Source organism: Phenylobacterium sp. (genome assembly GCF_020253645.1).
GTDB lineage: Bacteria > Pseudomonadota > Alphaproteobacteria > Caulobacterales > Caulobacteraceae > Phenylobacterium.
In genome coordinates this window covers 54,688-79,730 of record NZ_JADCBG010000110.1, presented here as the reverse complement: position 1 = coordinate 79,730, position 25,043 = coordinate 54,688, and the positions used below count along the sequence as shown (strand labels likewise).

Here is a 25,043-nt window from a genome sequence, read left to right as displayed (position 1 = left end):
CAGGCTCAGAAGCCGATAACCTTGTAGCCGACCTCCAGCCCCCAGTCCCCCGGGCGGTCCCCACCGGCGAAGACCGTGGGTTTCACCGTGATGATGCCCCTGCCGCCAAATGCGGGACCCAGAACCCGGCCATAGGTCACGGCGAGACCAAGGAAGGTCTTCTCGGACTTCCAGTCCCTGTTGATCGAAGGGTCGACCGTGATCAGGTTCCGCGGATCCTTCAGCTTGGGGACAAAGTAGAAATCCATGGAGGTGGTCCGGACATCCCGCCTTCGGTCATCACCCCAGAGCGACTCCGAGTGGACGAGGGCCGGAGCGAAGATGGCGCCGTCATTGAAGAACCAGGCCTTGACCAGGGTGCCCTTGAGAACGTTCTTCCCCGTGCCGAGCTCGTCGCGGGACGCCGTGTCGAAGATCATCTCCCCCAGGATGACCCAGCCGCCCTGGCGGTTGAGGGCCAACACATGCGCCACCTGCACGGAGGCGTCGCCCAGGCCATAGTCCTCCTCTCCCCGGACATCGACCGAAGCGAGAGGAACCCGGTAGCGGACGCTCCAGTCCTGCTTCGCCCCGAGGGGCGTCGTATAGTTCACCTTCAGGGTATCGCTCCTGAAACCGCCCTCCAGGTCCAGGCGCTCCCAGGTCGTCTGGACCTGTCTGTTCAGCTTTGTCGGGTCCGTGCCGTTGTCGGGGGCGTTCTCACCATGGGCGCCAGACGCCGCCAAGAGAAGAAGGGCTGCGCCGGAGGCGAAAACGTTCACGGGTCGCATGCGGAAACCTCATGGTGGTGAAACTCTTCTGAACGCCGGCAAGAGCCGATCATCAGGGTCGTCGATTCTTAGCTTCTCGGGTGAGCGGCTGTATAGGCCCTGAGCAAGGCGGCGGAATCGACCTGGGTGTAGCGCTGGGTGGTGGAGAGCGAGGCGTGGCCCAGCAGTTCCTGGATGGATCTGAGGTCGGCGCCCGCGCCCAGAAGGTGGGTCGCGAAGGCATGCCGCAGGGCGTGGGGCGTGGCGCTGTCCGGGAGGCCCAGCCGCCCCCGCATCCCCTGGACCGTCGCCTGGACATGGCGGGGGGACAGAGGCCCGCCCCGGCGGGCCCGGAACAGGGGTTCATCCGGCGCGAGCGGAAAAGGCAGGGTCCGGAGATAGGTCTCCACCGCCTGCGCCACCCGGGGCAGGACCGGGACCATCCGCGTCTTCGACCCCTTGCCCGTGATCCTAAGGGCCTCGCCGAGGGGGGCGTCGCACCGGCGCAGGGACAGGGCCTCGGAGATCCGAAGTCCGCAGCCGTAGAGCAGGGTCAGGACGGCCTCGTCCCGGGCCGCCTCCCAGGGATCGAGCCCGGCGTCGAGCCCCGGTTCGGCCAGGAGCTCCACCGCCTGGGACTCGGTGACAGGTCGCGGCGCCGTCGGCTTGACGCGAGGCCCGCGGACCAGGGCCAGGGCGGCGTTGGCGATCGCAAGACGCCGGTCGAGGAAGCCGTGGAAGGTCCGGATCGCCGAGAGGGACTGGGAGAGCGAGCGGGGCGAGAGCGGCGTCTCCCCCTGCCGCAGCACGGCCAGCCAGGCGCGAATCTCCGCAGCGCTGATCTTTCCCAGGTCGTCGGCCGACAGGGCCCCCCCCCGATGTCCCTCCAGGAAGGCCAGGTAACGCCGGCCGATGAAGCCGTAGGCCGCGAGGGTGCGAGGGGAGAGCCGACGCTCCTGCTCCAGGTGCTCCAGCCAGAGGCCGAGGGCCGCCCGGGCGTCCATCAGTCCCCCATCAGCCGCCGGGCCAGGCGTTCGGTCACGCGCGCCATGAAGGCCACCAGCTCGGGGCCCATGTCGGGCGTGAACCCTTCGGGATCGCCTGAGCCAAAGCCCATCAGGCCGGGCCCGCCGGGAAGGTTGAGCCGGGCCAGGGCCATGGACCGGATGAACGGCGCCTGGTCGCCGAACAGGCCAAGGGCCGTGGGGCGAAAGCCGAGCAGGAGGTCGGCGTCATCCTCCAGAAGCCGGGCGAGGGCGCCGTCGGGCAGCTGTCGCCACCCCTCCGGCGGCTGGGATCCCTCCAGCCCCAGGGCGCCCGCCTGCAGGCCGAACCGGACCCGGGCGATCTCGTCGAGGCGCAGGGCGAGGTCCGCCGGGGTGCGCGCGTCGAGCAGGTCGATCACGGCCTCCCGGGTCTGGGCCTGGGCGACGAAGTTGGCGCGCGCGACCGCCTCAAGGCGGGCCCTTGCCTCGCTCTCGGCGCGGGCGGCCTCGCTGACCCGGGCCAGGGCTGCGGGTCCGAACTCCACCACACGGGCGTCGGGCCGAAGGGCCAGGCCGAGGGCCTGGAGGGTCTCGGGGTCACCGGTGAGGATGTCAGGGCGGCGCAGAAGGGCGGCGCGCACCGTCTCCGGCCCGGGCCCCTCCTGAAGTTCGGCTTCACCCGCACCGGCCATGAGTTCCCGCCCCTCGGTTCAGAGAATCGACTGTCCCGTTGCGGCCCAGTCGCTCAGGAACTGAGAAAGCCCCTTTTCGGTTAACGGGTGCTTGAAGAGGGCGGTGAAGACGTCTGGCGGAATCGTCGCGCAGTCCGCGCCGCAGAGGGCCGCGGCCGTGACGTGGGCCGGGCTGCGGATGGAGGCGGCGAGGATCTCGGTGTCGAAGTCATAGTTGTCGTAGATGGCCCGGATCTCGGTGATGAGGTCCATGCCCTCGGCCCCGTGGTCGTCGAGGCGGCCGATGAAGGGCGAGATGTAGCTGGCGCCGGCCTTCGCCGCGAGCAGGGCCTGGGCGGCGGAGAAGCAGAGGGTGACGTTGGTCTGGATGCCCTGGACGGCGAACTCCGAGGTGGCGACGAGGCCCTCGCGGGTGAGCGGGACCTTGACCACCACGTTCGGCGCGAGGGCGGCGAGCTTGGCGCCCTCCGCCAGCATGCCGGCCACGTCGGTGGCGGCGACCTCGGCGCTGACCGGGCCTTCCACCAGTTCGCAGATCTCGGCGATGACGTCGAACATGGGCCGGCCCGACTTGGCGATCAGCGTCGGGTTGGTGGTCACGCCGTCGACCAGGCCTGTGGCGGCGAGGTCCTTCAGGACCACGACGTCGGTGGTGTCGAGGAAGAGTTGCATCGGGCTGCGTCCGCTTTTGTTGAAGCAGTCTTGTAGGACTCCCCGCGTCCGCCCGGAAGCCCTGACGGGCGCGCTTCAGGAAGCTGAGGCGTCGGCGGCCCGGGCGGGCTATTGAGGAGAGGCATGAACCGCATCGTCTCCGTCCTTCTGCCCCTGCCCCTGCCCGAGGCCTTCGACTACGAGGAGCCGGAGGGCCTTGGCCTGTCCGTCGGGGAGCGTGTCGGGGTCCCCCTGGGCGCCCGCCTCGCCGAGGGCGTGGTCTGCGCCGTCCGGGAAGGGGCCGGGGGCAACCGGCCGCTGAAGCCTGTCGCAGGCCGGCTCGAAGGGCCCCCGCTCAGCCCGGCCACGGTGGACTTCGTCCAGTGGGCGGCCCGCTACGCCGCCGACCTGCCGGGCCTTCCCCTCGCCATCGCCCTGCGCGGCGCGCGGGCGCCCCTGCCCCGGCCCGAGCGTCTGGTGGTCGCGACAGGGCGCGAGCCCTCACGGTCCACCCCCGCCCGGACCCGGGCGCTGGAGGCCACCGCCGCCGGTCCCGCCGCCGCCGCCGAGCTCGCCCGGCGGGCCGGGGTCTCGGCCGCCGTGGTCAAGGGCCTCGTCGACGAGGGCGCTCTCGAGCTGCGCCTTGCCCCCCGGCCGGATGGCTTCGGGCCGCCGGACCTCGATCGGCCGGCGCCGCCTCTCAACCCCAGTCAGGCGGCGGCGGCGGACAGCCTGAGGGCCATGATCGGACGGGGCGGCTTCGGGGCGGCCCTGCTCGACGGCGTCACCGGCTCGGGAAAGACCGAGGTCTACCTGGAGGCGGTGCGCGCCGCCCTGGCCGCCGACCCGGAGGGCCAGGTCCTGATCCTCCTGCCGGAGATCGCCCTGACCCAGGCCCTCATCGCCCGGGTGACCGAGCGCTTCGGCGCCCCGCCGGGAGAGTGGCATTCCGGGGTCGCCCCGCCGGCCCGCCGGCAGGTCTGGGACGCCGTGGCGGAGGGCCGCTGCCGGATTGTGGTCGGGGCCAGGTCGGCCCTCTTCCTGCCCTTCCGCCGGCTACGGCTGGTGGTGGTCGACGAGGAGCATGACACGTCCTTCAAGCAGGAGGACGGCTTCATCTACCAGGCCCGGGACCTCGCCGTCGTCCGCGCCAAGCTGGAGGGGGCCGCCGTCATCCTGGCCTCCGCGACCCCATCCCTGGAGAGCCTGCGCAACGCAGAGGCGGGACGTTACATCTGGCTGCGCCTCGCCGACCGCCATGGCGCCGCCCGCCTTCCCGACATCGCGCTGGTGGACCTGAGGGAGACGCCGCCGGATACAGGCCGGTGGATCTCTCCCCCCCTCGCAGCCGCCATGGCCGAGACCCTCGCAGCCGGCGAACAGACCCTTCTCTTCCTGAACCGCCGCGGCTACGCCCCCCTCGTCCTGTGCCGGGCCTGCGGCCAGAAACTCACCGCTCCGGACACGGATTCCTGGCTGGTGGAGCACCGCTACACCAACCGCCTCGTCTGCCACCTCACCGGCTTTTCCATGCCCCGGCCCGCGGCCTGTCCCCACTGCGGCGCGGCGGACTCGCTGGTGTCGATCGGGCCGGGCGTCGAGCGGCTGGAGGAGGAGGCGCGCGCGCTCCTTCCGGAGGCCCGGATCGCGGTGTTCTCGTCGGACACGGTGCGCAGCGCGGCGGAAGCCAGGGACCTGGTCGCGACGATGGAGTCCGGCGACATCGACATCCTGGTGGCCACCCAGGCGGCTGCGAAGGGGCATAACTTCCCGAATCTCACCCTGGTGGGCGTGGTCGATGCGGACCTCGGGCTGAGGGGCGGCGACCTGAGGGCGGCCGAGCGCACCTTTCAGCTTCTGGCCCAGGCGACTGGCCGGGCCGGGCGGCGGGACCGTCCAGGTCGCGCCCTGATCCAGACCTGGGCGCCGGACCATCCCGTCATGCAGGCGCTCCGGGACCAGGACCGCGACGCCTTCGTGCGGACCGAACTTGAGGAGCGGGAGCTGGCGGGACTGCCGCCCTTCGGCCGGCTGGCGGCCGTAGTGGTCTCCGGCCGGGACCCCCTTGCACTCGGGGCCTTTGTCCGGGAGGCGGCGGCCCTGGCCCCCAACGCCGAGGGCGTCGAGGTCTACGGCCCGGCGGACGCCCCGCTCGCCCTGGTGCGGGGACGCCGTCGGATCCGCTTCCTCGTGCGGGCCAGCCGCCAGGTTGATCTGTCAGCCTACATGGCCGCCTGGAGGGCGCGGATGAAGCCTCGGGGCTCCATCCGCGTGACCATCGATATCGACCCCTACAGCTTCTTCTGAGACCCGGGCGACGGCCCGGTCACTGGCTCGCCTCGCCCTCGCGTTTGGACTTGGCGTTTCGGGCGAAGATGTTGAGCGCCTCAACCCCCACCGAGAAGGCCATGGCGGCGTAGATGTAGCCCTTGGGGATGTGGACCCCGAAGCCGTCGGCCACCAGGATCATCCCGATCATCAGCAGGAAGCCCAGGGCCAGCATGACCACGCTGGGATTGTTGTTGATGAAGTCGGCCAGAGGGTCGGCGGCCACGAGCATGATCATGACGGTGATGATGACCGCGACGATCATGATCGGAAGGTGATCGGTCATTCCGACGGCGGTGAGGATCGAGTCGATCGAGAACACCATGTCGATCAGGATGATCTGGACGATCACCGCCCCGAAATTGGTGACCACGACGCCGGTCTTGTCGAGGAAGTCTGCGGGCTTGGGATCCATCGTGCCGTGGATTTCCTTGGTGGCCTTCCAGAGCAGGAACAGGCCGCCGGCGATCAGGATCAGGTCACGCCAGGAGAAGGTGAGATCCAGCCCCGCCACGGATCCGCCGACAGAGAAGATCGGTGTCGTCAGATGAACAAGCCAGGCCAGGGTCGAGAGAAGGGCCAGGCGCATGATCAGGGCCAGGCTGATGCCGAGCCGCCGGGCGAACTGGCGCTGCGCCTCCGGCAGCTTGTTCGAAAGGATGGAGATGAAGATCAGATTGTCGATCCCGAGGACCACCTCCATCGCGATGAGGGTGATCAGGGCCGCCCAGGCGGCGGGATCGGTAAGGAGAGGAATTATGGCGTCCATGTGGCATTTCTAGGGCCTGAATTCGCAGGGCGCCAGAGCCGGGGGCCAAAAAATGACGCCGGGAATTCCCTGCCGGACCGGCGCCATACGCTCGATTCCCAGGCGCCCGGCGCCTCTTCCCGGGGCGACAGCGGGGAAGGCCCGGGTTTTCTCATCATGCCACCCGTCAGCTGCGCCACGGGCCCGGAAGTCTTTACCCTGCCCAGTCAACGGGCGATTGGAGCGTGAAAACTCTACCTGGGTCCATCAATAAAATTGCCGATCGAGATAATGATTTGATACCACAGATGAATATATAAAATTCGAACCCCAATACATCCAAATGACGTTGTGATTATATCAGATTTTCCAGCCTTTAACTTGCCGATAACGGAGATTTGTATTTGGTTCATTCCTTCAAGACCGCCCGGTCTTGATTGGCGCTCGCACTGTGGCGTCGCTCCGCACTCTCCTGCGGACTTGCCAATTCGGGCTGCAGGAGTTAGGTGACGTTTCGAAACGTGAAGGGGCAATCAGCGGGATGTTCAGGCGCGTCGCTCACCTGGTTCTGGGTCTCGTCGTCGCGGGGGCCATGGCCCTTGCGCCCGTGTCCAGCGCCCTGGCGGAACGCTACTGGCAGTGCGCGCCCTTCGCCCGCCTGATCTCCGGCATTCAGATTTTCGGCGACGCCCACACCTGGTGGCGTCAGGCGACCGGTCGGTATGAAACCGGGACCGCGCCGCGGGCCGGCTCCGTTCTGTGCTTCAAGCCCAGCGGTTCCATGTCCCTGGGGCATGTCGCCGTGGTCAGCCGCGTCCTGACGGACCGTGTGATCCAGATCACCCACGCGAACTGGTCCCGGATCGGCGGCGCAAGGGGTCAGATCGAGCGCGACGTGACCGTGATTGACGTCTCTCCGCAGGGGGACTGGTCGCGGGTGAAGGTCTGGTACGATCCCGTGCGCGACATCGGCTCGAGGTCCTATCCGACCTATGGGTTCATTCATCAGGACGCCCAGGCCGTCCAGATGGCTTCCAGCCAGTTCAACGCCGCCCAGAACGCGGCCCTGACCGTCGCCCAGAGCGCCGCCAGCCAGGTCGCGTCGACGATCCGCCCCGGCGCCTCGCCCCTGTCCATCCTGGGTCAGGCTGCGGATTCGGGCGACCGGATTGCGGCCCTGATCCAGGCTGTGACCGCCCCGCCTCCGCGATAGCGCCGGGACTGGCGCTGGAAAGCGTTCGGACCCTCGCATGCTCAATCTCCTGACGCGCGGGGCGCGAACCTTTCGCACCGCGCACGCCTTCGATCTTCCGGCCGACTGGAAGGCGCCGGAGGACGTGGTCTGGATCGAACTGATAAGCCCTGAGCGCCATGAGGAGGCGGTGGTCGAGAGCGCCCTGCGCCTCAACCTCCCCACCTCCCGCGAAATGGCGCAGATCGAGCCCTCCAGCCGGCTCTACATCGAAGGCGGGGCGACCTTCATGACCGCCAGCCTGCTGAGCCGCAGCGAGGAAGAACATCCTGTCCTCACCCCCGTCACCTTCATCCTCGCCAACGGCCGGCTGCTGACCCTTCGCTATGAACCTCTGCGGGCCTTCACGGCGTTCGCCCAGCGGCTGGGCGCGCCCGATTATGCAGAGGCGGCGGGCGCCGACCTCTTTCTCGACCTGCTCGACGCGGTGATCGAGCGGCTGGCCGAGGTCCTTGAGCGCGGATCGGCGCGGGTCCAGGCCGCCTCAAACGCCATCTTCGACCGGCCGCGGGGGGCGGCCTTCGAGCCCCTGCTTACCAACCTCGCCCGAACGCAGTCCCTGGCGGCCCTGGCCCGCACCAGCCTGGCCAGCCTCGCCCGCCTGGCCAGCTTCGCCGCCCTCGCCCCGGAGATCGCCGGAAAGCCCTCGGCCCAGGCGCACCTCGTCTCGGTCCAGCAGGACATCCAGTCCCTGACGGAGCACGCGTCCGCCCAGTCGGCCCACATCTCCTTCCTGCTCGACGCCGCCCTCGGCCTGATCAACATCGAGCAGAACATCGGCATCAAGACCTTCTCGGTCTTCACCGTCCTCCTGATGCCGCCCACCCTCATCGGCGCCATCTACGGCATGAACTTCGAGATCATGCCCGAGCTGACCTGGCCCTGGGGCTATCCCCTGGCCCTGGGCCTGATGGTGGTGAGCGGGGTGGCGCCCCTGCTCTGGTTCCGCCGCAAGGGCTGGTTCTAGCCGCCCTTCGAAAGGCCCTTCAGCCGGTAAAGGGCCTCAAGGGCCTCGCGCGGGCTCATGCTGTCCGGGTCCATGTCGGAGAGCGCGTCCTGCAGGGGCGAGGCCGCAAGGGTCTCCCCCATTCCAGCCGACGCCCCCGAGAACAGGGGCAGGTCCCCCAGTTGCGCGGGGACGCCCGCCTCCCGCTCCAGTCGGGTCAGGACCTCATGAGCGCGCGCCACCACCGCGGCCGGCACGCCGGCGAGGCGCGCCACCTGGACCCCGTAGGACCGGTCCGCCGGGCCGGGGGCGGCCTCGTGCAGGAAGACCAGCTCGCCGTTCCATTCCCGGGCGCGCAGCGAGAGGTTGGCGACGCCCGGCAGCCGGCGCTCGAGCTCGGCCAGCTCATGGTAGTGGGTGGCGAACAGGCCCCGGCAGCGATTGGTCCCGTGCAGAGCCTCGGCGCAGGCCCACGCGATGGCCAGGCCATCCCAGGTCGCCGTGCCGCGGCCGATCTCGTCGAGGATCACCAGGGAACGGGGCGTCGCCTGGGTCAGGATGGCGGCGGTCTCGACCATCTCGGCCATGAAGGTCGAGCGGCCGCGGGCGAGATCGTCCCCCGCCCCGACCCGGCTGAACAGCCGGTCGACGACGCCCAGCCTCAGGCGCCGGGCGGGAACGGGGCAACCGGCCTGGGCGAGGACGGCCAGCAGGGCGTTCTGACGCAGGAAGGTCGACTTGCCGGCCATGTTCGGGCCCGTGACGATGGCCAGCCGGGGGGCCGAGACCGCCTGGCCGTCCAACCGGCAATCATTGGGCGTGAAGGCCCCGCCCGCCCGGCGCACCGCCGCCTCGACCACCGGATGCCGTGCGCCCTCCGCCTCGAGGGTCACGCCGCGGTCCAGCTCCGGCCGGACGGCGTCGGCCTCCTCCGCCCATTCCGCTAGGGCGGCGGCGACGTCAAGCCGGGCGCAGGCCGCGGCGGCCTCGCGGAGGCTGTCGCCGGCGGCGCAGACCAGGTCGCGCCAGGCTTCGAAGGCCGCGATCTCGATCGCCAGGGCCCGCTCGCCGGCCTGGGCGATCCGGGCGTCCAGCTCGGCCAGGGCGACGGTGGTGAACCGCATCTGGCTGGCGAGGGTCTGGCGGTGGATGAAGGTGGCGTTCAGGGGCGCCCGAAGAAGGGGCTCGGCGGCCTTGGCCGTCGCCTCGATGAAATAGCCCAGGACCCCGTTGTGCCGGATCTTCAGGGCCACGCCGCTCTCGGCGGCCAGCTCCGCCTCCAGGGACAGGATGACCCGCCGGCTGTCATCGCGAAGCCGGCGCGCCTCGTCCAGCTCCGGCCGGATCCCGGGGGCGACGAAGCCCCCGTCGCGGGCCTGCAGGGGCAGGTCCGGCCCGAGGCCCGCCGACAGGCTGGCCTGCAGGTCGGCCAGCCCGGGATTCCGCGACAGGTCGAGGGCGGCGAGGCTCCCGGACAGCTCCGGCGGCGGCGGCGCCTCGAGGGGCCCCGCCCCGGCGCCGAAGAGGTCCATCAGGCCCGCGCCGCCTGCGAGCCCGTCCCGCAGGGTTCCGAGGTCCCGGGGGCCGCCCCGCCCGAGGGCCAGGCGCGACAGGGCGCGGGCCATGTCGCCCTGTCCCTTGAGGACCTCGCGCAAGCGCCGGCGAAGGTCCCGTCGCTCCCTCAGCCAGTCGATGGCGTCGAGCCGCGCATTGATCCGGTCCGGGTCCAGCAGGGGGCGGGCGAGGCGTGACGCCAGGAGCCGGGCGCCGGGCGCCGTGACCGTCCGGTCGATGGCCGCCAGCAGGGAGCCTTCACGCCCGCCCGACAGGCTGCGCTCGATCTCAAGGCTGGCCCGGGTGGCGGGGTCGATGGCCATGACGTCCGCCTCGCCGGCCCGCCGGGGCGGGGCGAGGGACGGGGTGCGGCCGGCCTGGGTCGTCTCCAGGTGGGCGGCGATCAGTCCCAGGGCCGAGACCTCCGCGCCCGACAGGGGCCCGAAACCGTCCAGGGTCTCCACCCCGTAGAGGCGCTTCAGCCGCGCCTCTGCGGCCCCCGGCTCGGCGAGGGCGGAGGGCAGGGGCTGGACCAGGCCCCCGGCGGCCTTGAGGGCGACGCTGACCGCCTCGTCCGCGAACAGGCGGTCCGGGACCAGGATCTCGGAGGGACCGAGGGCCGCGAGGGCCGAGGCCAGGGCCGCCTTGCCCGGCGCCCAGACCTCCACCTCGCCGGTGGACAGCTCGACGCTGGCGATGGCCGCGGCCCCCGCCCGCACCGCCACAGCCGCCAGCCGGTTGGCGCCCCGGGCGTCCAGGAGGCCGTCCTCGGTCAGGGTGCCGGGGGTGACGACGCGGACGATGTCGCGCCGGACGATGGCCTTGGAGCCCCGCCGCTTGGCCTCGGCAGGGTCCTCCATCTGCTCGCAGACGGCCACCTTGAATCCGGCGCGGATCAGCTTGGACAGATAGGCCTCGGCGGCGTGGACCGGCACGCCGCACATGGGGATGGGCTCGCCGGCGTGCTGGCCCCGGGCGGTGAGGGCGATGCCGAGGGCCGCCGCCGCCTGGCGGGCGTCCTCGAAGAAGAGTTCGTAGAAATCGCCCATGCGGAAGAAGACCAGGGCGTCGGGCTGCCGCGCCTTGACCTCGAAGAACTGGGCCATGACCGGCGTGGCGCCGGCCGAATCGACCTGGGGCGGGACGGGAGCGTTCATTTCGGTGGGTAAACTAGCCGCCGGCCGGGTCCCCGTCACCAGCGCCGGGCGAGGAGGGCGTCTGCACAGGCCAGGGCCCGCCGTCGGCGTTCGAGGCGCCCCATCCGGGGGGCCGCTCCGTCCCGGAGCCGGACGGCCTCGTCCAGTACCGCCCGGTGTTCCGGAAGGCGGGCGAGGGCCCTGTTGAGGGCCTCGCGCTTGGAAATGATGCGACCGTCGGCAAGCGTCGAGCGGAAGCGCCCGATCCCGCCCAGGACCCAGACGGCGCCGAAGGGCGTAAACATGGCGGCGGTCGGCCCGCCAAGCCCGCGGCCCCTCGCCCTATCCAGCCAGGGTTTCCAGTACGCCCCGAGATTGGCCTCGAGCAGGGTGGCGAGTTCCCCGTCGTCCGGCGCAGGCGGGGCCGCGCCGCGCAGCACATGGCCGGTCTGGGCGGCGGTCTTCAGCGCGACGGCGAGTCCAAGGTCGCCCCAGGCGGGGCGGCCAGTCTCGGCGATGATCACGTCCGCCCGGGCGGCCCGCCGCCAGAGTCCCCGGATCGCCGGCGCGAGCGGCGAGTCCGACACCAGAAGCAGGTCGATGTCGCTCCGGTCCTCGCGCCAGTCGCCGAGCACAGCCGACCCCACCAGGATGGCGGCGCTGACGTGGCCCCGGCCCAGGGCGTCCACACGCGCGAGCGCAGCCTCCGCCCTGTCGATGGCCCGCCGCGGCGCTCCGCTCAATACCGCGCCCTCACCCCGAGGCTGGCCGACGACGGCGTGTCTGCGAGGCCCCTCGCCCGCTTCAGGACCCAGTCCACGAGGGTCCCCGAGACGGCGGAGACGCCGGGCTCGCCGGGCCGCCCCTGTCCCGCCCGGGAATCATCGGCGCCCACGAAATCAGTGTGGAAGCAGATCGCCGCACTGATGGCGGGGTCGAGGGGGCTGATGGTTTTCGCCTCCGGCGTCTGCGAGGTCCCGGTCTTGTTGACCTCGGCATAGTCCTTCACCCCCGGGAAGGGGTTGCCGGACACCCCCTGGATGAAGCCCTGGCGCACCACATAGACGGGCACGGCGGCGATGGCCCCGATCAGGCCGCTGGCGTCGGTATCGACCCGGTCCTTTCCGGTCCTGAGGGCGGCGGGCGTGCCGGGGGCCTTGCCGCCGGGGACCTGGATGTACTCGGCGATCACGTCCGGATAGCCCGGGACCTGGCTTCCGGCGTCACCTGACGGAAGCGCGCTGGCCGGAGGGCCCGCGGCGATGAAGGCGGCGACAGCCAGGCAGGCGGCTGCAATCCGGGAAACGGCGGACATGACGGGTTCCTCCCAGCCCCGGACCGACCCGGGTCAGGGAGACTCTAGGCCAGATCAAGGCCCAGCGCATCCCGGCCGGACGTCGCGCCCGCCGGCCGGGCCGCCGCAGCGGGCCAGGCGCCCTAACCCCGCCGCAGGACGAACAGAGCCGCCTCGGCGCGCCAGTTCTCCAGCATCGAGCGCGGATCAATGGGCCGGGCGGGACGGCCGCCGGACAGGGCGGCGCAGGACTCGATCCTCAGCCCCAGGTCATCGGTGAGGGCCAGGAAGTCATGCAGGGTGCACAGGTGGATGTTCGGCGTCGACCACCAGGGGTTGGGCAGGGCGCGGGTCTCGGGCATACGGCCGCGGGCCAGCAGGGCCCAGCGCACCCGCCAGTGGCCAAAGTTGGGAAAGCTGACGACCGCCCGGTCGGCGATGCGCAGCAGTTCCGACACCACGTGCCGGGGGTCGCGCATCTGCTGAAGGGTCTTGGACAGGATGGCCATGTCGAAGGCCCGGGTGGGAAAACTGTCGAGATCGCGGTCGGCGTCGCCCTGAACCACGGCCAGGCCCCTGGCCAGGCAGGCCGATACGCCGTCGGCGGAAATCTCCAGACCCTGGCCGTCGACCCCCCGCTCCCGGGTCAGGAGGTCCAGAAGGTCGCCCTCGCCGCAGCCGACGTCCAGCACCCGCGCGCCGGCGGGGGTCAGGCGCAGGATCTCGCGGAAGTCCTCGCGCATCCCGCCGCTCACGACAGGCCCCGCTTCTCGGCGGCGGAGGCCAGGAAGCCGCGCAGGGCCGAGTCCAGGGCGGGTTCATCCAGGAAGATGGCGTCATGGCCCTTGTCGGTCTCGATCTCGACGAAGCTGGCCCGGCAACCGGCGGCGTTGAGGGCCCGCACCACGTGCCGGCTCTCGGCGGTGGAGTAGAGCCAGTCCGACGAGAAGGACAGGACGCAGAACCTGACGTCCCGCGCCCGGGCGAAGGCCCCCGCCAGCTGGCCGTCATAGGCCGCGGCGAGGTCGAAATAGTCCAGGGCCCGGGTGATGTAGAGATAGGAGTTGGCGTCGAACCGGTCGACGAAGCTGGCCCCCTGATGACGCAGGTAGCTCTCCACCTGGAAGTCGGTCTCGAAGCCCCAGGACAGGCCGTCGCGCTGCAGCTCGCGGCCGAACTTCCGCTGCAGGGCCGCCTCGGACAGGTAGGTGATGTGGGCGGCCATGCGCGCCACGGCCAGACCCTTCTCCGGCCGCACACCCGCCGCCTCGTACGCCCCGCCGCGCCAGTCGGGGTCGGCCATGATCGCCGCCCGGCCCACCTCGTGGAAGGCGATGTTCTGGGCCGAGTGCCGGGCCGCGCCGGCGATGCAGACCGCCGAGAAGATTCGCTCGGGATAGTCCGCCGCCCACTGCAGGGCCTGCATGCCGCCCATGGAGGCGCCCACCACGGCGAACAGGGTCTCGATCCCCAGGGCCTCCACCAGCATGGCCTGGGCCCGGACCATGTCGGCGATGGTGATGACCGGGAAGGACAGGCCCCAGGGCGCACCGGTCGCAGGATCGCTGGAGCCGGGGCCCGTCGTGCCCATGCAGCCGCCCAGGACATTGGCGCAGATGATGAAAAACCGGTCGGGGTCGAGGGGCAGGCCGCGTCCGACCATCCGGGTCCACCAGCCCGGCTTGCCCGTCACCGGGTGCGTCGAGGCCAGGTACTGGTCGCCGGTCAGGGCGTGCATCACCAGGACCGCGTTGGAGCGGTCGGCGTTGAGCCGGCCATAGGTGCGGTAGGCCACCTCGAGGGGCGACAGGGCCGCGCCCGAATCCAGCCGGAGCGGCTGGTCGGCGGAGAACCGCCAGACGCCGCCGCCGGACTCGATTCCGTCATGTGCCGACAAGAGAGCCTTCATCGGCCCGCTTGGACCGTCTGTCCGTTTCGCTGTCAACCGCTTCGCACGGGGCGACGGTGCGGCTATGAACAGGCCGCAAGGGATTTGGAGCGGGCATGGACAGGCTGATTCTCCTCCGGCACGGGGAGGCCGAGGCGGGCTCGGAGACGGGGGGCGACTTCGGGCGCAGGCTCACCGCCAGGGGCCGCGAGGCCAGCGCCGCCGTCGCCTCGGCCCTCGTCGACGTCGGCCTGATCCCGGACCTCGCCCTGGTCTCCGCCGCCGTCCGCACGCGCGAAACCTGGGCCGCCATGAGCGGCCTCCTGCCCGGCTGCGAGGTCCGCTTCGAGGATCGGCTCTACCTGGCCGAGGAGTCCGAGATGCAGCGCATCGTCCGGGAGGCGGGCGGCCCGGGGGTCGTTCTCCTCATCGGGCACAATCCGGGCCTGCAGGAGTACGCCGAGACCCTGATGGCGGGGGCGGCCGGCCCCGCCTCCACCCTGACGAGGATCCGGGCCGGCTTTCCGACGTCAGCGGCTGTCGCCTTCGCCTTCGACGCCCAGGGCCGCCCGGCCTTCGACGGCTTCTTCCAGCCGGATCCGCTTGGATGACCCTGATCTACAAGATCCTGCCCAGGTCGGCGTGGGAGTCCGCCCTCTCGGCCGGGCGGTTCACCGGCTCGGAGGTGGATCTGGCGGACGGGTTCATCCATTTCTCCACGGCCGCCCAGGCGGGTGAGACCGCCGCCCGTCACTTCAAGGGCCAGCCGGACCTGGTGGTCCTCGAGGTGGAGGGCGACGACCTCGGCGAGGACCTCCGCTGGGAACCCTCCCGGGGCGGCGACCTCTTTCCGCACCTCTACGGCGACCTGCGCGCCGCGGTCGTGCGCCGGGTGATGTCCGCCCCCCTGGGCGGGGACGGGGTTCCCGTGCTGGAGCTTTCGTCATGAGCGGTCTTCACGACCTGGCCGCTTCTGCGCTTCGCACCCTCGACCCCGAAGACGCCCACCGCCTCACCATCCGCGCCCTGGCCCTCGGGCTCGGGCCCCGCGCACCCCGGCCGGATCCCATTCTGGCCACCACTGTCGCAGGGCTCTCCCTGCAGAGCGCCGTGGGTCTCGCCGCCGGCTTCGACAAGAACGCGGAAGTCTTCGGCCCCATGCTGGCGGCGGGCTTCGGCTTCGTGGAGTGCGGTACGGTCACCCCCCTGCCCCAGGCCGGGAACCCGAGGCCGCGACTGTTCCGCCTGACGGAGGACCGGGCTGTCATCAACCGCATGGGCTTCAACAATGAGGGGCTCGACGCCTTCGCCGCCCGCCTCTCCCGACCGGGACGCCCCGGTCCGGTCGGCGCCAATATCGGGGCCAACAAGGACTCGGCCGACCGCATGGGCGACTATGTCACGGGGCTGAAGCGCCTGTGGGGCCTGGCCGACTGGTTCACGCTCAACATCTCCTCGCCCAATACGCCCGGCCTGCGCGCCCTGCAGACCCGCGCGGCCCTCGAGGAGCTTCTGGGCAGGGCGGCCGAGGCCCGCGACACCCTGCCGGCCGCCGGCGCCGTTCCCCTTTTCCTGAAGGTCGCCCCCGACCTGGACGACGCCGAGATCGAGGCTGTCGTCGAGACCGTGCTGGCCTTCGGGATCTCCGGGATCATCGTCGCCAACACCACGATCAGCCGCCCGGACCTGCGCTCGCCCCAGGCCGGTGAGACGGGGGGCCTGTCGGGTGCGCCCCTGCGCGACCTCGCCCAGTCGGTCCTGGGCCGGTTCAGCGCCGCTTCCGCCGGTCGCCTGCCCCTGATCGGCGCGGGCGGAATCGCCTCGGGGGCTGACGCCTATGCCCGGATCCGGGCGGGCGCCTCGGCCGTCCAGCTTTACTCGGCCCTGGTCTATGAAGGGCCGGGCCTCGCCGTGCGCATCGGCAGGGAACTCGCCTCCAGGTTGCGCGCCGACGGATTCCGAACCCTCGCCGAGGCGGTCGGCGCCCGCTGATCCGGCCCTGCGCGTTGCCGGGCGGGCGGCTTTCCCCTACTGGAAGAGCCATGGCCGAGGTGCAGGCGCCAGAACCCGCCGCCGGTAAGGCCGGATGGGGTAGAACCGGCCGCAGGCTCTTCTGGCCGGGCGGCCTGTCTGCGCGCCTGCTCGTGCTCACCACCCTCTTCATCGCCCTGGCGGGGGTGTTCATCCTGCCCCCGTCCCTTGCGGCCTTCGAGCGCAACTGGCTTCTCGACCGCGTCCGCGCCGCAGAGCTGGCCTCCCTGGCCACGGAGGTGGCGCCCGACCGGGTGGTGTCCGAGAAGCTTTCCGCCCAGCTTCTGGCCGGCGCCGGCGTCGAGACCGTCGCCATCCAGTCCCGGGGCCTCCGGCGACTGGTCCTGCAGGGACCGCGCCGGGACGAGGCGCCCTATCTGGTCGACCTGCGGGAGCAGGCGGTCAGTTCCTGGCTCCTGGCGCCGTTCCAGACTCTGAGCGCGGGCGACGACCGCGCGGTCCGGGTGATCGCCGAGCCGCGCTTCCGCGAGGAGGCCGAGTTCATCGAGGTGGTGGCCCCCCACGCGCCCCTGAAGGGCGAGCTCAAGGCCTATCTCTGGCAGCTGGTCTTCACCACCCTGTTCGTGGCGGGTCTGGCCGGGGCCCTGGTCTTCCTGTCCCTGAACTTCTTCCTCGTCCGGCCCATGCAGCGGATCACGCGGGCGATGGAGCGGTTCCGGGCCGATCCGGACGATCCCACCGCCCACCTGGTCCCCTCCGGCCGGCGGGATGAGATCGGCAGGGCCGAGATCGAGCTCGACCGGATGCAGGCCGACCTGCGGACCGCCCTGGCCTCCCGCGCGAGGCTGGCGGCCCTGGGCGAGGCGGTGGCCAAGATCAATCACGACCTGCGCAACATGCTGACCAGCGCCCAGATGGCCTCCGAGCGTCTCGCCTCCGTGCCAGACCCCCGCGTCGCCCAGGCCCTGCCCCGACTGGAGCGGGCGCTGGACCGCGCGGTCCGGCTCGCCACCGAGGTGCTCGCCTATGGCAAGACCCAGGAGGCCCCGCCCGCCCTGGCGTCGGTGGAGCTTGCCGAGGCCCTGCTGGCCGCCGCGGAGGAAGGCCGGCTCTCGGACGGGCCGGAGAGCGATCACCGACGCGTCCGGTTCGTCTGCGAGGTCGAACCCGGGGTCCAGGTTCTGGCCGACCCGGACCAGCTGCACCGCATCCTGGTGAACCTCATGCGCAACGCCCGCGAGGCGATAGAGGCCACCGTCCCGTCTCGGTCCGGCGTGGTCCGGGCCAGCTGGCGGCGCGACGGCGAGACGGACGTGATCACCGTGGCGGACAATGGCCCCGGCCTCTCCGAGCGCGCCCGGGAACGCCTCTTCCAGCCCTTCGCCGGCTCCGGCCGGGCCGACGGCGCGGGCCTTGGCCTGGCCATCGCCCGGGAGCTCGTCCAGGGGCACGGCGGGGAACTCATCCTCGCCGGCTCGGGGCCGGCCGGCGCCGTCTTCGAGATCCAGCTGCCCGCGCCGGGCGCCAGGGCGCCGCGCAGGTTGCGCCCGGAATCGCCGTCGGGCACTTGACGCGCACGTAAGCTCTACTTACCTCCGCGTCAGCCATTGTCTCTGAAAGGGAGTGTCTTCACATGCCCACGGAACTGCGCCGCCCCGCCCGATCCTTCACCATCCGCCAGCTCTGCCAGGAGTTCGGCTGCACGCCCCGCGCCCTTCGCTTCTATGAGGACAAGGGGCTCCTCTCCCCCGAGCGCGACGGCATGAACCGCGTGTATTCCTACAAGGACCGCGCGCGCCTCCAGCTCATCCTCCGCGGCAAGCGCGTGGGCCTGGCCCTGTCCGAGATCGGCGAGATCCTCGACCTTTACGAGCTCGGCGACGGCGGAGCGACGCAGAACGCCATCTCCCTCGCGAAGTTCCGCGAGAGAATCCGCGCCCTGGAGGCCCAGCGTCGCGACATCGACATGGCCGTGGACGTCCTCCAGGAGGCCTGCGCCCGCCTTGAGGACCACCTGCGCAGCACCCGGCCCGAGCTTCTGGAACAGCCGGTGGAGGCCATCCGTCCCCGCCGCGCCCGCCCCGGCGAATTGCGCCGGGCCGGCTGATCCCCCAAAATCGACACGCCCGAGACCCGGAGATCCGCCTATGCCCTACCGGCCGCCCGTGCGCGAGCACGCCTTCCTGCTGAATGACGTCCTCGACATCGGCGCCTATTCCGACCTGCCCGGCTTCTCGGAGGCCGGGCCGGAAGTCGTCGCCCAGATTCTCCAGGAGGCGGGACGTTTCACCTCGGAGGTGCTGGCGCCCCTCAACCCGGTCGGTGACAAGGAAGGCTGCGCCTGGTCTCAGGATCACTCCGTGCGGACTCCGACGGGCTTCGCCGCCGCCTACCGCCAGATGGTCGAGGGCGGATGGCCGGCCATCGGCGCCGACCCGGCCTTCGGCGGGCAGGGCCTGCCGCACGTCATCAACCTGTCCTTCTCCGAGATGAGCTCCTCGGCGAACATGGCCTTCGCCATGTATCCGGGCCTGACCCACGGGGCCTATTCGGCCATCCTGAACGGCGGCTCCGACGCCCAGAAGACCCTCTACCTGCCGAAGATGGCCTCGGGCGAATGGTGCGGAACCATGAACCTGACCGAGCCGCACTGCGGCACGGACCTGGGACTCCTGCGCACCCGCGCCGTCCCCCAGGCCGACGGGTCCTACCGCATCTCCGGGACCAAGATCTGGATTTCCGGCGGCGAGCACGACATGGCGGACAACATCGTCCACCTGGTCCTCGCCCGGATCGAGGGCGCGCCCGAGGGCGTGCGCGGCATCTCCCTCTTCATCGTGCCCAAGTTCATCCCGGACGCCGACGGCAAGCCCGGGGCGCGCAACAGCGTCTGGTGCGACGGCCTCGAGGAAAAGATGGGCATCCACGGCTCGGCCACCTGCGTCATGCGGCACGAGGAGGCGGTGGGCTGGCTGGTGGGCGAGGAGAACCGCGGCCTCGCCCTCATGTTCGTGATGATGAACGAGGCGCGGATCGGCGTCGGCCTGCAGGGGATCGCCCAGGCCGAGGCGGCCCTCCAGGCGGCGACCGACTTCGCCCGCGACCGGCTCCAGGGCCGGGCCCTGACCGGGCCTCAGAACCCCGCCGGCCCCGCCGACCCGATCATCGTCCACCCCGACGTCCGCCGCCAGCTGATGGAGGGCAAGGCCCTTGTCGAGGGCGGCCGCGCCTTCCTCTTCTGGTCCGCCCTTCAGGGCGACCTGGCCCACGGCCACCCCGACGAGGCGGTTCGCCAGAAGGCCTCGGACTACGCCGCCCTGATGACCCCGGTGGTCAAGGCCTACCTCACCGACCGGGGCCTGAAGGTCTGCTCCGACGCCCTGCAGGTGCATGGCGGCTCGGGCTTCACCGAGCACTTCCCCGCCAGCCAGTACATGCGCGATGTCCGCATCGCCCTGATCTACGAGGGGACCAACGGGGTTCAGGCCCTGGACCTGGTCGGCCGCAAGCTGCCGGCCAATGGCGGCCGCGCCATGCTGACCTGGCTGGCCGAGCTGGAGGCCTTCTCCGCCGGCGCCCGGGGCGACGCCGCCACCGATCCCTTCCTCGACGGCCTGGACGGCGCCCGCGCCCAGCTCCAGGACGGCGTGGGCTGGCTCATGCAGAACGGCCTGTCCAATCCCGACAACGCCGCCGCCGGCTCCCATGACTTCCTGCACCTTGTGGGCCTCACCGCCCTGGCCTGGATGTGGGCCCGGATGGCCCTGGCCGCCCAGGCCAGGATCGCCGCCGGCGACACCGATCCCTTCTGGACCTCCAAGCTGGCCGTCGGCCGCTTCTTCCTGGCCCGGGTCCTGCCGGAGGCCGGTGTCCACCTGGCGCGGCTGAAGTCCGGCGCCGAGACGGTCATGGCCCTGCCGGCCGAGGCCTTCTGAGGACAGGAGGCCCGCCATGGCCGACCACGACGCCTTCGTCAGCTGGACCCTGGCCGCGGACGCCGACTTCCCGAAGGGCCGCTACAGCCGCGCCCACCGGATCGCCTTCGACGGCGGCGCGGAAATCCTCGCCTCCGCCGCCCCCTCCGTGGTGGGCCGCTGGGCCGATCCCGCCGGGATCGATCCCGAGGAGATGCTGGTGGCGGCCCTCTCCAGCTGTCATATGCTCACCTTCCTGGACGTGGCGCGGCGGGCCGGCTTCGTCATCGACCGCTATGTCGACGCCGCCCGCGGCCGCATGGGCGAGGTCGCCCCGGGCCGCAAGGGCCTGGTCGAGGTGGTCCTGCGGCCGGACATCGCCTGGGTCGGCGCCGCACCCGACGACGACGCTCTGGAGGCCCTGCACGAGGCCAGCCACGCCGCCTGCTTCATCGCCAATTCCGTCCGGTGCCAGGTCAGGGTCGAGGCGCCGTCTCCGCCAGGAGCGCCGTGAGCCTCGCCTCCAGGGCCGGCAGGGCCCGGGCCTTGAGCTCGCATTCCCAGACCGTCTCGACCCGCCAGCCGTCTCCAGCGAGGGCGGAGAAGTTGCGCGCGTCCCGCGCCCGGTTGCCGGCGACCTTGGCCGTCCAGTAGTCCCGCCGCGCCTGCGGGACCCGGCCTCCCCGCGGGCAGTCATGGCCGTGCCAGAAGCAGCCGTGGACAAGGATGGCCAGCCGCCGCCCGGGCAGGACGATGTCGGGGCGGCCCGGCAGGTCGGCCCGGTGCAGGCGGTAGCGCGCCCCCAGCCGGGTCAGGAGGCGGCGCACCTTCATCTCGGGCCCGGTGTCGCGCCCCTTGACCCGCCGCATGACCGCAGAGCGGACCGGCGGGTCGAAGACGTCGGACACAGCCTCAGAGGCCGTCGAACAGGGCCGTGGAAAGATAGCGTTCGGCAAAGGAGGGGATGATGGCGACGATCGTCTTGCCGGCGTAGTCGTCCCGCTCGGCCAGGTTGAAGGCCGCCGTCAGGGCCGCGCCGGAGGAGATGCCCACCGGGATCCCCTCTTCCCGCGCCACGCGCCGGGCCATGGCGAAGCTGTCCTCGTTGGAGACCTGGACGATCTCGTCGATGACGCCCCGGTCCAGGATGGAGGGCACGAAGCCCGCGCCAATGCCCTGGATCTTGTGCGGGGCCGGGGCGCCGCCGGACAGGACCGGCGAGGCCGCCGGCTCCACCGCCACCATCTTCAGGCCGGGCTTGCGGGCCTTCAGCACCTGGCCCACGCCGGTGATGGTGCCGCCCGTACCGACGCCGGAGACCACCGCGTCCACCGCCCCGTCCGTGTCGTTCCAGATCTCCTCTGCGGTGGAGACCCGGTGGATCAGGGGGTTGGCGGGGGTGTCGAACTGCTGGGGCATCACCGCGCCCGGGGTCGCCTCGACCAGCTCCTTGGCCCGGGCCACGGCGCCGGCCATGCCGCGCTCGGCCGGGGTCAGCTCCAGCTGGGCGCCCAGCAGGACCAGCATCTTGCGGCGCTCGATGGACATGCTCTCCGGCATGCAGAGGATGAGCTTGTAGCCCTTGGCGGCGGCCACGAAGGCGAGGGCGATGCCGGTGTTGCCGCTGGTGGGCTCCACCAGGGTGGCGCCGGGCTTCAGCAGCCCCTGGGCCTCCAGGCTCTCGATCATCGAGACCCCGATCCGGTCCTTCACCGAGGCGATGGGGTTGAAGAACTCCAGCTTGGCCAGCACCCGCCCCTTGGGCTTCAGCGCCCGGGTCAGGTTGGGCAGGGCCACGAGGGGGGTGTCGCCGATGGTATCGACGATGGACTCATAGACCTTCCCGCGGCCGGCGCGGCGGTAGCGGGCGGCGTCGTAGGCGGATTCAGCCATGGCGAAGTCTCCGGGACATGAGCGGACGACCTTAGGCGCCCGCGCAGCTTTGGGAAGGCGGGTTTTCGCGCAGGGCGAGCAGGATTTCTAAACCCGGCCGGGCGGCAGGACGTCCAGCAGGGGCTCCAGGAGGGCGTCGGCCAGCCAGCGCACCGCCGGGACGCAGACCCCGTCGCCGGCCACGTGCAGGGCCGCAGAGACGCCCTTCGGCAGGGCGTAGGCCTCGGGCAGGCCCATCAGCCGGGCGGCTTCGCGGGGCGTCAGCAGGCGGGTGCGCACGGCGCCGTCCTCGACGACGATGACCGACTGGCGGGAAGACCCGCCCCTCGGGGTGCGCAGGCATCCCGCCAGGCCGTCGAACCGGGCCTCGGCCCTCTGGACGCTTTGCCCGGCCTCGCGCCGGGTGCGACGGAAGAAGGCGCCGACATGACGGCCACCGGTCGCCCTTAGGGCGGCCAGCCGGGCCGCCTGCACCGGCGACATCATGGCGAGCAGGCGGCGGGTCAGGTCCGGCGGATTCCAGGCGACCGCATCGTCCGGCTCCAGCAGGTCCGCCAGCCGCATGTTGCACCCGGCCGGCGCCCGGGGCGACCAGTCGGTCCAGGCCGCCCGCGCCGCGCCGTCCAGCCGGTCCCGGGCCCGGGCCACAGCCGGGGTGACCAGGGGCCCGCCAGTGGAAAGGGCCGCCGGCGCCTGGCCTCGGAATGCGACGACGAAGAGACGCGGCCGCGACTGGGGCGTGAAGCAGGCGGCGTCGGCCTCTATGGCCCCGACCCGATATCCGCGCCCGGCCAGGGCCGCGCAGAGGGCCGCGAAGTCCGCCCCGCCCCGGGAGGTCAGCAGGCCCACCACATTCTCCACTACGATCAGGGGCGGGGCGCACCCGGCCTCGTCCAGGGCCTCCATCAGCCGCCAGAAACCGAAGAAGGCCGAGGAACGCCCCCCCGACAGCCCCGCCCGCCCCCCGGCCAGGCTGAAGTCCTGGCAGGGCGAGGAAGCCCAGGCCAGGGCCGCCGGCCCCGGCAGGTCCGCCGCCGTCAGGCTCCAGACATCGGCGTCGGAAAAGTGCTCCTTGGCGTCGGGGAAGTTGGCGCGGTAGGCGGCCCCCTTCACCGGGTCGAAGTCATTGGCGAACAGGCAGGACCATCCCGGCCCAAGCCCCAGCCGCGCCATGCCGCCGCCCGCGAAAAACTCCAGGAACCCCGATCTCGCCTGAACCCGACTCATCAGCCCAGCATAGGCGCCCGGCGGGACGGTGGCGACGGGTCGGTCAGGATTGGATGATCCGGAGGATCGTGCCAGCCAGACGGGCCGTGGCGACTTCTTCGGAAATCCCCAGGTCTTCGAACTCGCCCTCGGCGCTTGCGTCGGCGAGACGCTCCAGGGTCAGAAGCTCGGCGGCGAGGCGATCGAGGCTGCGGTCGGAGTTGTTCGGAAGCCGCTCGGCAAGCCGGGCGATCTGGAGACGCCGGCTCTCCGCCCGGGCGGCGCGCATGGCCGGGTCCGTCAGGGACAGGACCCTCAGGGCGCGGCGGAAGTTCAGCGACGCGCGGTGGCTGGCGATCAGCATCTTCGCAGCCTCTGTGGGATCCTGCACCCCCGCCAGTAGGTCGAGCTCGGATTCGGCCCAGCGCAGGTAGACCCCGAGGAAGATGGCCGGCTTGTCCCGGAAGTGGCGGTAGAAGGTCTGCGGCGTAAACCCGGCGCGCGCTGCGATCCGGTTGGTGTTGGTGGCGTCGTAGCCGGGACTCTCAAACTCAAGCCAAGCCGCTTCGAGGAGGGCGGCGCGAGTGACTTCCGGACGGCGCCTAGGCGCGTTGGCAGCAGACATCCTTCATCGTGGCGCACTCGATTGACGGCGTCAAATCCAAAGTGATAACTGCATCACAACTTGGATCGGCTCTTGTCCCTCAGGAGTGTCTTCGATGCGTCGAACCACCGGGAGACCCTCCGCCTTCGCCGGGACCGTGGGGGTGATTGCAGCCCTCGGCATGGCCTTCGTAAGCGCTCGGGAAGCCCGAGGTCAGACAGAGGCGACCCCCGGGGTCGAAGCCCAAGCGCCTGCACCGTCGCCCTCGCAAGGCAGCCCCTCCGCCACACAATGGAAGAGTTTGGGTAAGTCCTTTTCATTTGAGGGCCAGGAGGTGTTCTACGTCGATCAGGGCGAGGGGCCTGTGACGCTCGCCATCCATGGTTATCCGACGTCATCCTGGGACTTCCGGAGGCTGCTTGGCCCCCTCACGCGTGAGTCGCGGCTCGTGGCCCCCGACCTTCTGGGCTTCGGCTTCTCCGCAAAGCCCAAGGACGCCAGCTACACCATCAGCCGACAGGCCGATCTGGTCGCCGAATTGGTGGCGTACCTGGGGGTGAACCAGGTCCGACTCATCGGGTCCGATATCGGTAACGCCGTTGTCCAGGAACTGCTTTCGCGCGATCGTGCGCGGAGCCTGCGCTTCGGCATTCATTCTGTTGTACTGATCAACGGCTCGCTTTTTGCGGACCAATTCAGTCCCACCAGCACCCAAAGAGCGCTCCTGAGCCCGTTGGGAGGAATCGTGAACCAGCAGGCGTCGGAGGCCGCACTTGTCGCCGGCCTGACCCAGATTTCAGGCCCCGAGAAACGAATCCCAGCCGGTGATCTCTCGGAAGTGTGGCGGCTACTGAACTACCCCTCCGACGCCAGGCTCATGCACAAGACACTTCCGACCGTCGAGGAACGCCGCAGGAATGATTCTCGGTGGACGGAGGCACTGTGTGCGTCGGCAATGCCTTTGATGTTCGTCGTAGGCGAAGCGGACCCGACCGCCGGACGGGAGATGGCTTCGGCGACGACCGCCCGATGCCAGGGTCAACGCCTTTTTTCGACCCTGAAGCTTCCTCAGGCGGGGCACTTTCCTCACCTGGAGTACGCGGAGGAAACGGCGAACGCCATCAGGGCCTGGAGCGAGGGCGGATACTGATCCTCGACCGACCCTTGCAGCCGCAGACCGCCCCTGAGGTCGTGACTGGCGAGCCCGGGC

The 25,043-nt window shown here is 71.1% G+C and carries 25 protein-coding genes; 11 read left to right on the top strand and 14 right to left on the bottom strand.

Annotated elements, in window-relative coordinates; genetic code table 11:
• Positions 1 to 5: 5 nt before the first annotated feature.
• The 4 genes from INE98_RS08050 to fsa form a co-directional block, all read right to left on the bottom strand.
• Positions 6 to 770 carry a hypothetical protein gene (locus tag INE98_RS08050; protein WP_293538036.1) on the bottom strand — a complete coding sequence of 255 codons (765 nt, stop codon included), beginning with the start codon at positions 768 to 770 and terminating at the stop codon, positions 6 to 8.
• A gap of 68 nt (positions 771 to 838) precedes the next feature.
• Positions 839 to 1,753: a tyrosine recombinase XerC gene (locus INE98_RS08045; RefSeq protein WP_293538034.1), complete on the bottom strand. Its 915-nt coding sequence runs from the start codon at positions 1,751 to 1,753 to the stop codon at positions 839 to 841.
• Positions 1,753 to 2,427: a DUF484 family protein gene (locus INE98_RS08040; RefSeq protein WP_293538032.1), complete on the bottom strand. Its 675-nt coding sequence runs from the start codon at positions 2,425 to 2,427 to the stop codon at positions 1,753 to 1,755. The genes INE98_RS08045 and INE98_RS08040 overlap by 1 nt, the downstream gene beginning before the upstream one ends.
• A gap of 18 nt (positions 2,428 to 2,445) precedes the next feature.
• Complete coding sequence (gene fsa, locus INE98_RS08035; protein ID WP_293538030.1) at positions 2,446 to 3,099, bottom strand: fructose-6-phosphate aldolase; 654 nt, start codon at positions 3,097 to 3,099, stop codon at positions 2,446 to 2,448.
• A gap of 123 nt (positions 3,100 to 3,222) precedes the next feature.
• Here fsa and INE98_RS08030 point away from each other — a divergent pair, with 123 nt between their 5' ends.
• Complete coding sequence (locus INE98_RS08030; protein ID WP_293538029.1) at positions 3,223 to 5,385, top strand: primosomal protein N'; 2,163 nt, start codon at positions 3,223 to 3,225, stop codon at positions 5,383 to 5,385.
• Positions 5,386 to 5,404: 19 nt separating this feature from the next.
• Here the strand turns inward: INE98_RS08030 and INE98_RS08025 are convergent, their stop codons facing one another.
• Entirely contained in the window at positions 5,405 to 6,175 is a 771-nt protein-coding gene (locus INE98_RS08025; RefSeq protein WP_293538027.1) for a TerC family protein, read from the bottom strand.
• Positions 6,176 to 6,695: 520 nt separating this feature from the next.
• Between INE98_RS08025 and INE98_RS08020 the strand changes: the two genes are divergently transcribed.
• Both INE98_RS08020 and INE98_RS08015 read left to right on the top strand, forming a co-directional pair.
• On the top strand, positions 6,696 to 7,367 hold the full coding sequence (locus tag INE98_RS08020) for a CHAP domain-containing protein (protein ID WP_293538025.1): 672 nt from the start codon (positions 6,696 to 6,698) through the stop codon (positions 7,365 to 7,367).
• 37 nt (positions 7,368 to 7,404) lie between these two features.
• Positions 7,405 to 8,373 (top strand): magnesium transporter CorA family protein, encoded by a 969-nt coding sequence (locus INE98_RS08015; protein ID WP_293538023.1) that lies wholly within the window; start codon positions 7,405 to 7,407, stop codon positions 8,371 to 8,373.
• On the opposite strand, the gene mutS is transcribed toward INE98_RS08015, so the two are convergent.
• The 5 genes from mutS to INE98_RS07990 form a co-directional block, all read right to left on the bottom strand.
• A complete protein-coding gene (mutS, locus tag INE98_RS08010; RefSeq protein WP_293538021.1) occupies positions 8,370 to 11,063 on the bottom strand; it encodes a DNA mismatch repair protein MutS in 2,694 nt (897 codons plus the stop codon). The genes INE98_RS08015 and mutS overlap by 4 nt on opposite strands.
• A gap of 35 nt (positions 11,064 to 11,098) precedes the next feature.
• A complete protein-coding gene (locus tag INE98_RS08005; RefSeq protein ID WP_293538020.1) occupies positions 11,099 to 11,785 on the bottom strand; it encodes a nucleotidyltransferase domain-containing protein in 687 nt (228 codons plus the stop codon).
• Positions 11,782 to 12,357, bottom strand: a complete 576-nt coding sequence (locus INE98_RS08000) for a hypothetical protein (RefSeq protein ID WP_293538018.1) — start codon at positions 12,355 to 12,357, stop codon at positions 11,782 to 11,784. Before INE98_RS08000 ends, INE98_RS08005 begins: the two co-directional genes overlap by 4 nt.
• A gap of 122 nt (positions 12,358 to 12,479) precedes the next feature.
• Complete coding sequence (gene metW / locus INE98_RS07995; protein WP_293538017.1) at positions 12,480 to 13,079, bottom strand: methionine biosynthesis protein MetW; 600 nt, start codon at positions 13,077 to 13,079, stop codon at positions 12,480 to 12,482.
• Positions 13,080 to 13,087: 8 nt separating this feature from the next.
• Entirely contained in the window at positions 13,088 to 14,233 is a 1,146-nt protein-coding gene (locus INE98_RS07990) for a homoserine O-acetyltransferase (RefSeq protein WP_293538016.1), read from the bottom strand.
• 107 nt (positions 14,234 to 14,340) lie between these two features.
• On the opposite strand from INE98_RS07990, the gene INE98_RS07985 reads away from it, so the two are divergent.
• From INE98_RS07985 to INE98_RS07955, 7 genes are all read left to right on the top strand, one after another.
• Positions 14,341 to 14,835 (top strand): histidine phosphatase family protein, encoded by a 495-nt coding sequence (locus tag INE98_RS07985; RefSeq protein ID WP_293538014.1) that lies wholly within the window; start codon positions 14,341 to 14,343, stop codon positions 14,833 to 14,835.
• Positions 14,832 to 15,173 carry a DUF952 domain-containing protein gene (locus INE98_RS07980; protein WP_293538013.1) on the top strand — a complete coding sequence of 114 codons (342 nt, stop codon included), beginning with the start codon at positions 14,832 to 14,834 and terminating at the stop codon, positions 15,171 to 15,173. The genes INE98_RS07985 and INE98_RS07980 overlap by 4 nt, the downstream gene beginning before the upstream one ends.
• Positions 15,170 to 16,216 carry a quinone-dependent dihydroorotate dehydrogenase gene (locus INE98_RS07975; protein WP_293538011.1) on the top strand — a complete coding sequence of 349 codons (1,047 nt, stop codon included), beginning with the start codon at positions 15,170 to 15,172 and terminating at the stop codon, positions 16,214 to 16,216. Before INE98_RS07980 ends, INE98_RS07975 begins: the two co-directional genes overlap by 4 nt.
• 50 nt (positions 16,217 to 16,266) lie before the next feature.
• A complete protein-coding gene (locus tag INE98_RS07970; RefSeq protein WP_293538009.1) occupies positions 16,267 to 17,787 on the top strand; it encodes a HAMP domain-containing sensor histidine kinase in 1,521 nt (506 codons plus the stop codon).
• A 62-nt stretch (positions 17,788 to 17,849) separates the two neighbouring features.
• On the top strand, positions 17,850 to 18,323 hold the full coding sequence (locus INE98_RS07965; protein WP_293538007.1) for a MerR family DNA-binding transcriptional regulator: 474 nt from the start codon (positions 17,850 to 17,852) through the stop codon (positions 18,321 to 18,323).
• Between the two features lie 40 nt (positions 18,324 to 18,363).
• Entirely contained in the window at positions 18,364 to 20,151 is a 1,788-nt protein-coding gene (locus INE98_RS07960) for an acyl-CoA dehydrogenase C-terminal domain-containing protein (protein WP_293538005.1), read from the top strand.
• 16 nt (positions 20,152 to 20,167) lie between these two features.
• A complete protein-coding gene (locus tag INE98_RS07955; RefSeq protein ID WP_293538003.1) occupies positions 20,168 to 20,644 on the top strand; it encodes an OsmC family protein in 477 nt (158 codons plus the stop codon).
• Here INE98_RS07955 and INE98_RS07950 read toward each other — a convergent pair.
• The 4 genes from INE98_RS07950 to INE98_RS07935 form a co-directional block, all read right to left on the bottom strand.
• Complete coding sequence (locus INE98_RS07950) at positions 20,607 to 21,038, bottom strand: very short patch repair endonuclease (RefSeq protein ID WP_293538002.1); 432 nt, start codon at positions 21,036 to 21,038, stop codon at positions 20,607 to 20,609. The genes INE98_RS07955 and INE98_RS07950 overlap by 38 nt on opposite strands.
• Positions 21,039 to 21,042: 4 nt before the next feature.
• Entirely contained in the window at positions 21,043 to 22,023 is a 981-nt protein-coding gene (gene cysK / locus INE98_RS07945; RefSeq protein ID WP_293538000.1) for a cysteine synthase A, read from the bottom strand.
• Positions 22,024 to 22,110: 87 nt separating this feature from the next.
• Positions 22,111 to 23,250 carry a DNA cytosine methyltransferase gene (locus tag INE98_RS07940; RefSeq protein WP_293537999.1) on the bottom strand — a complete coding sequence of 380 codons (1,140 nt, stop codon included), beginning with the start codon at positions 23,248 to 23,250 and terminating at the stop codon, positions 22,111 to 22,113.
• A 43-nt stretch (positions 23,251 to 23,293) separates the two neighbouring features.
• Positions 23,294 to 23,854, bottom strand: coding sequence for a TetR/AcrR family transcriptional regulator (locus INE98_RS07935; RefSeq protein ID WP_293537998.1), 561 nt, complete (start codon positions 23,852 to 23,854; stop codon positions 23,294 to 23,296).
• A gap of 313 nt (positions 23,855 to 24,167) precedes the next feature.
• On the opposite strand from INE98_RS07935, the gene INE98_RS07930 reads away from it, so the two are divergent.
• On the top strand, positions 24,168 to 24,983 hold the full coding sequence (locus INE98_RS07930) for an alpha/beta hydrolase (protein WP_293537996.1): 816 nt from the start codon (positions 24,168 to 24,170) through the stop codon (positions 24,981 to 24,983).
• The last annotated feature ends 60 nt before the right edge of the window (positions 24,984 to 25,043 follow it).

Coding starts and splice junctions, on each gene's coding strand:
- INE98_RS08050 (WP_293538036.1), bottom strand. CDS start 770: ATGCGACCCGTGAACGTTTTCGCCTCCGGCGCAGCCCTTCTTCTCTTG.
- INE98_RS08045 (WP_293538034.1), bottom strand. CDS start 1,753: ATGGACGCCCGGGCGGCCCTCGGCCTCTGGCTGGAGCACCTGGAGCAG.
- INE98_RS08040 (WP_293538032.1), bottom strand. CDS start 2,427: ATGGCCGGTGCGGGTGAAGCCGAACTTCAGGAGGGGCCCGGGCCGGAG.
- fsa (WP_293538030.1), bottom strand. CDS start 3,099: ATGCAACTCTTCCTCGACACCACCGACGTCGTGGTCCTGAAGGACCTC.
- INE98_RS08030 (WP_293538029.1), top strand. CDS start 3,223: ATGAACCGCATCGTCTCCGTCCTTCTGCCCCTGCCCCTGCCCGAGGCC.
- INE98_RS08025 (WP_293538027.1), bottom strand. CDS start 6,175: ATGGACGCCATAATTCCTCTCCTTACCGATCCCGCCGCCTGGGCGGCC.
- INE98_RS08020 (WP_293538025.1), top strand. CDS start 6,696: ATGTTCAGGCGCGTCGCTCACCTGGTTCTGGGTCTCGTCGTCGCGGGG.
- INE98_RS08015 (WP_293538023.1), top strand. CDS start 7,405: ATGCTCAATCTCCTGACGCGCGGGGCGCGAACCTTTCGCACCGCGCAC.
- mutS (WP_293538021.1), bottom strand. CDS start 11,063: ATGAACGCTCCCGTCCCGCCCCAGGTCGATTCGGCCGGCGCCACGCCG.
- INE98_RS08000 (WP_293538018.1), bottom strand. CDS start 12,357: ATGTCCGCCGTTTCCCGGATTGCAGCCGCCTGCCTGGCTGTCGCCGCC.
- metW (WP_293538017.1), bottom strand. CDS start 13,079: ATGCGCGAGGACTTCCGCGAGATCCTGCGCCTGACCCCCGCCGGCGCG.
- INE98_RS07985 (WP_293538014.1), top strand. CDS start 14,341: ATGGACAGGCTGATTCTCCTCCGGCACGGGGAGGCCGAGGCGGGCTCG.
- INE98_RS07980 (WP_293538013.1), top strand. CDS start 14,832: ATGACCCTGATCTACAAGATCCTGCCCAGGTCGGCGTGGGAGTCCGCC.
- INE98_RS07975 (WP_293538011.1), top strand. CDS start 15,170: ATGAGCGGTCTTCACGACCTGGCCGCTTCTGCGCTTCGCACCCTCGAC.
- INE98_RS07970 (WP_293538009.1), top strand. CDS start 16,267: ATGGCCGAGGTGCAGGCGCCAGAACCCGCCGCCGGTAAGGCCGGATGG.
- INE98_RS07965 (WP_293538007.1), top strand. CDS start 17,850: ATGCCCACGGAACTGCGCCGCCCCGCCCGATCCTTCACCATCCGCCAG.
- INE98_RS07960 (WP_293538005.1), top strand. CDS start 18,364: ATGCCCTACCGGCCGCCCGTGCGCGAGCACGCCTTCCTGCTGAATGAC.
- INE98_RS07955 (WP_293538003.1), top strand. CDS start 20,168: ATGGCCGACCACGACGCCTTCGTCAGCTGGACCCTGGCCGCGGACGCC.
- cysK (WP_293538000.1), bottom strand. CDS start 22,023: ATGGCTGAATCCGCCTACGACGCCGCCCGCTACCGCCGCGCCGGCCGC.
- INE98_RS07940 (WP_293537999.1), bottom strand. CDS start 23,250: ATGAGTCGGGTTCAGGCGAGATCGGGGTTCCTGGAGTTTTTCGCGGGC.
- INE98_RS07935 (WP_293537998.1), bottom strand. CDS start 23,854: ATGTCTGCTGCCAACGCGCCTAGGCGCCGTCCGGAAGTCACTCGCGCC.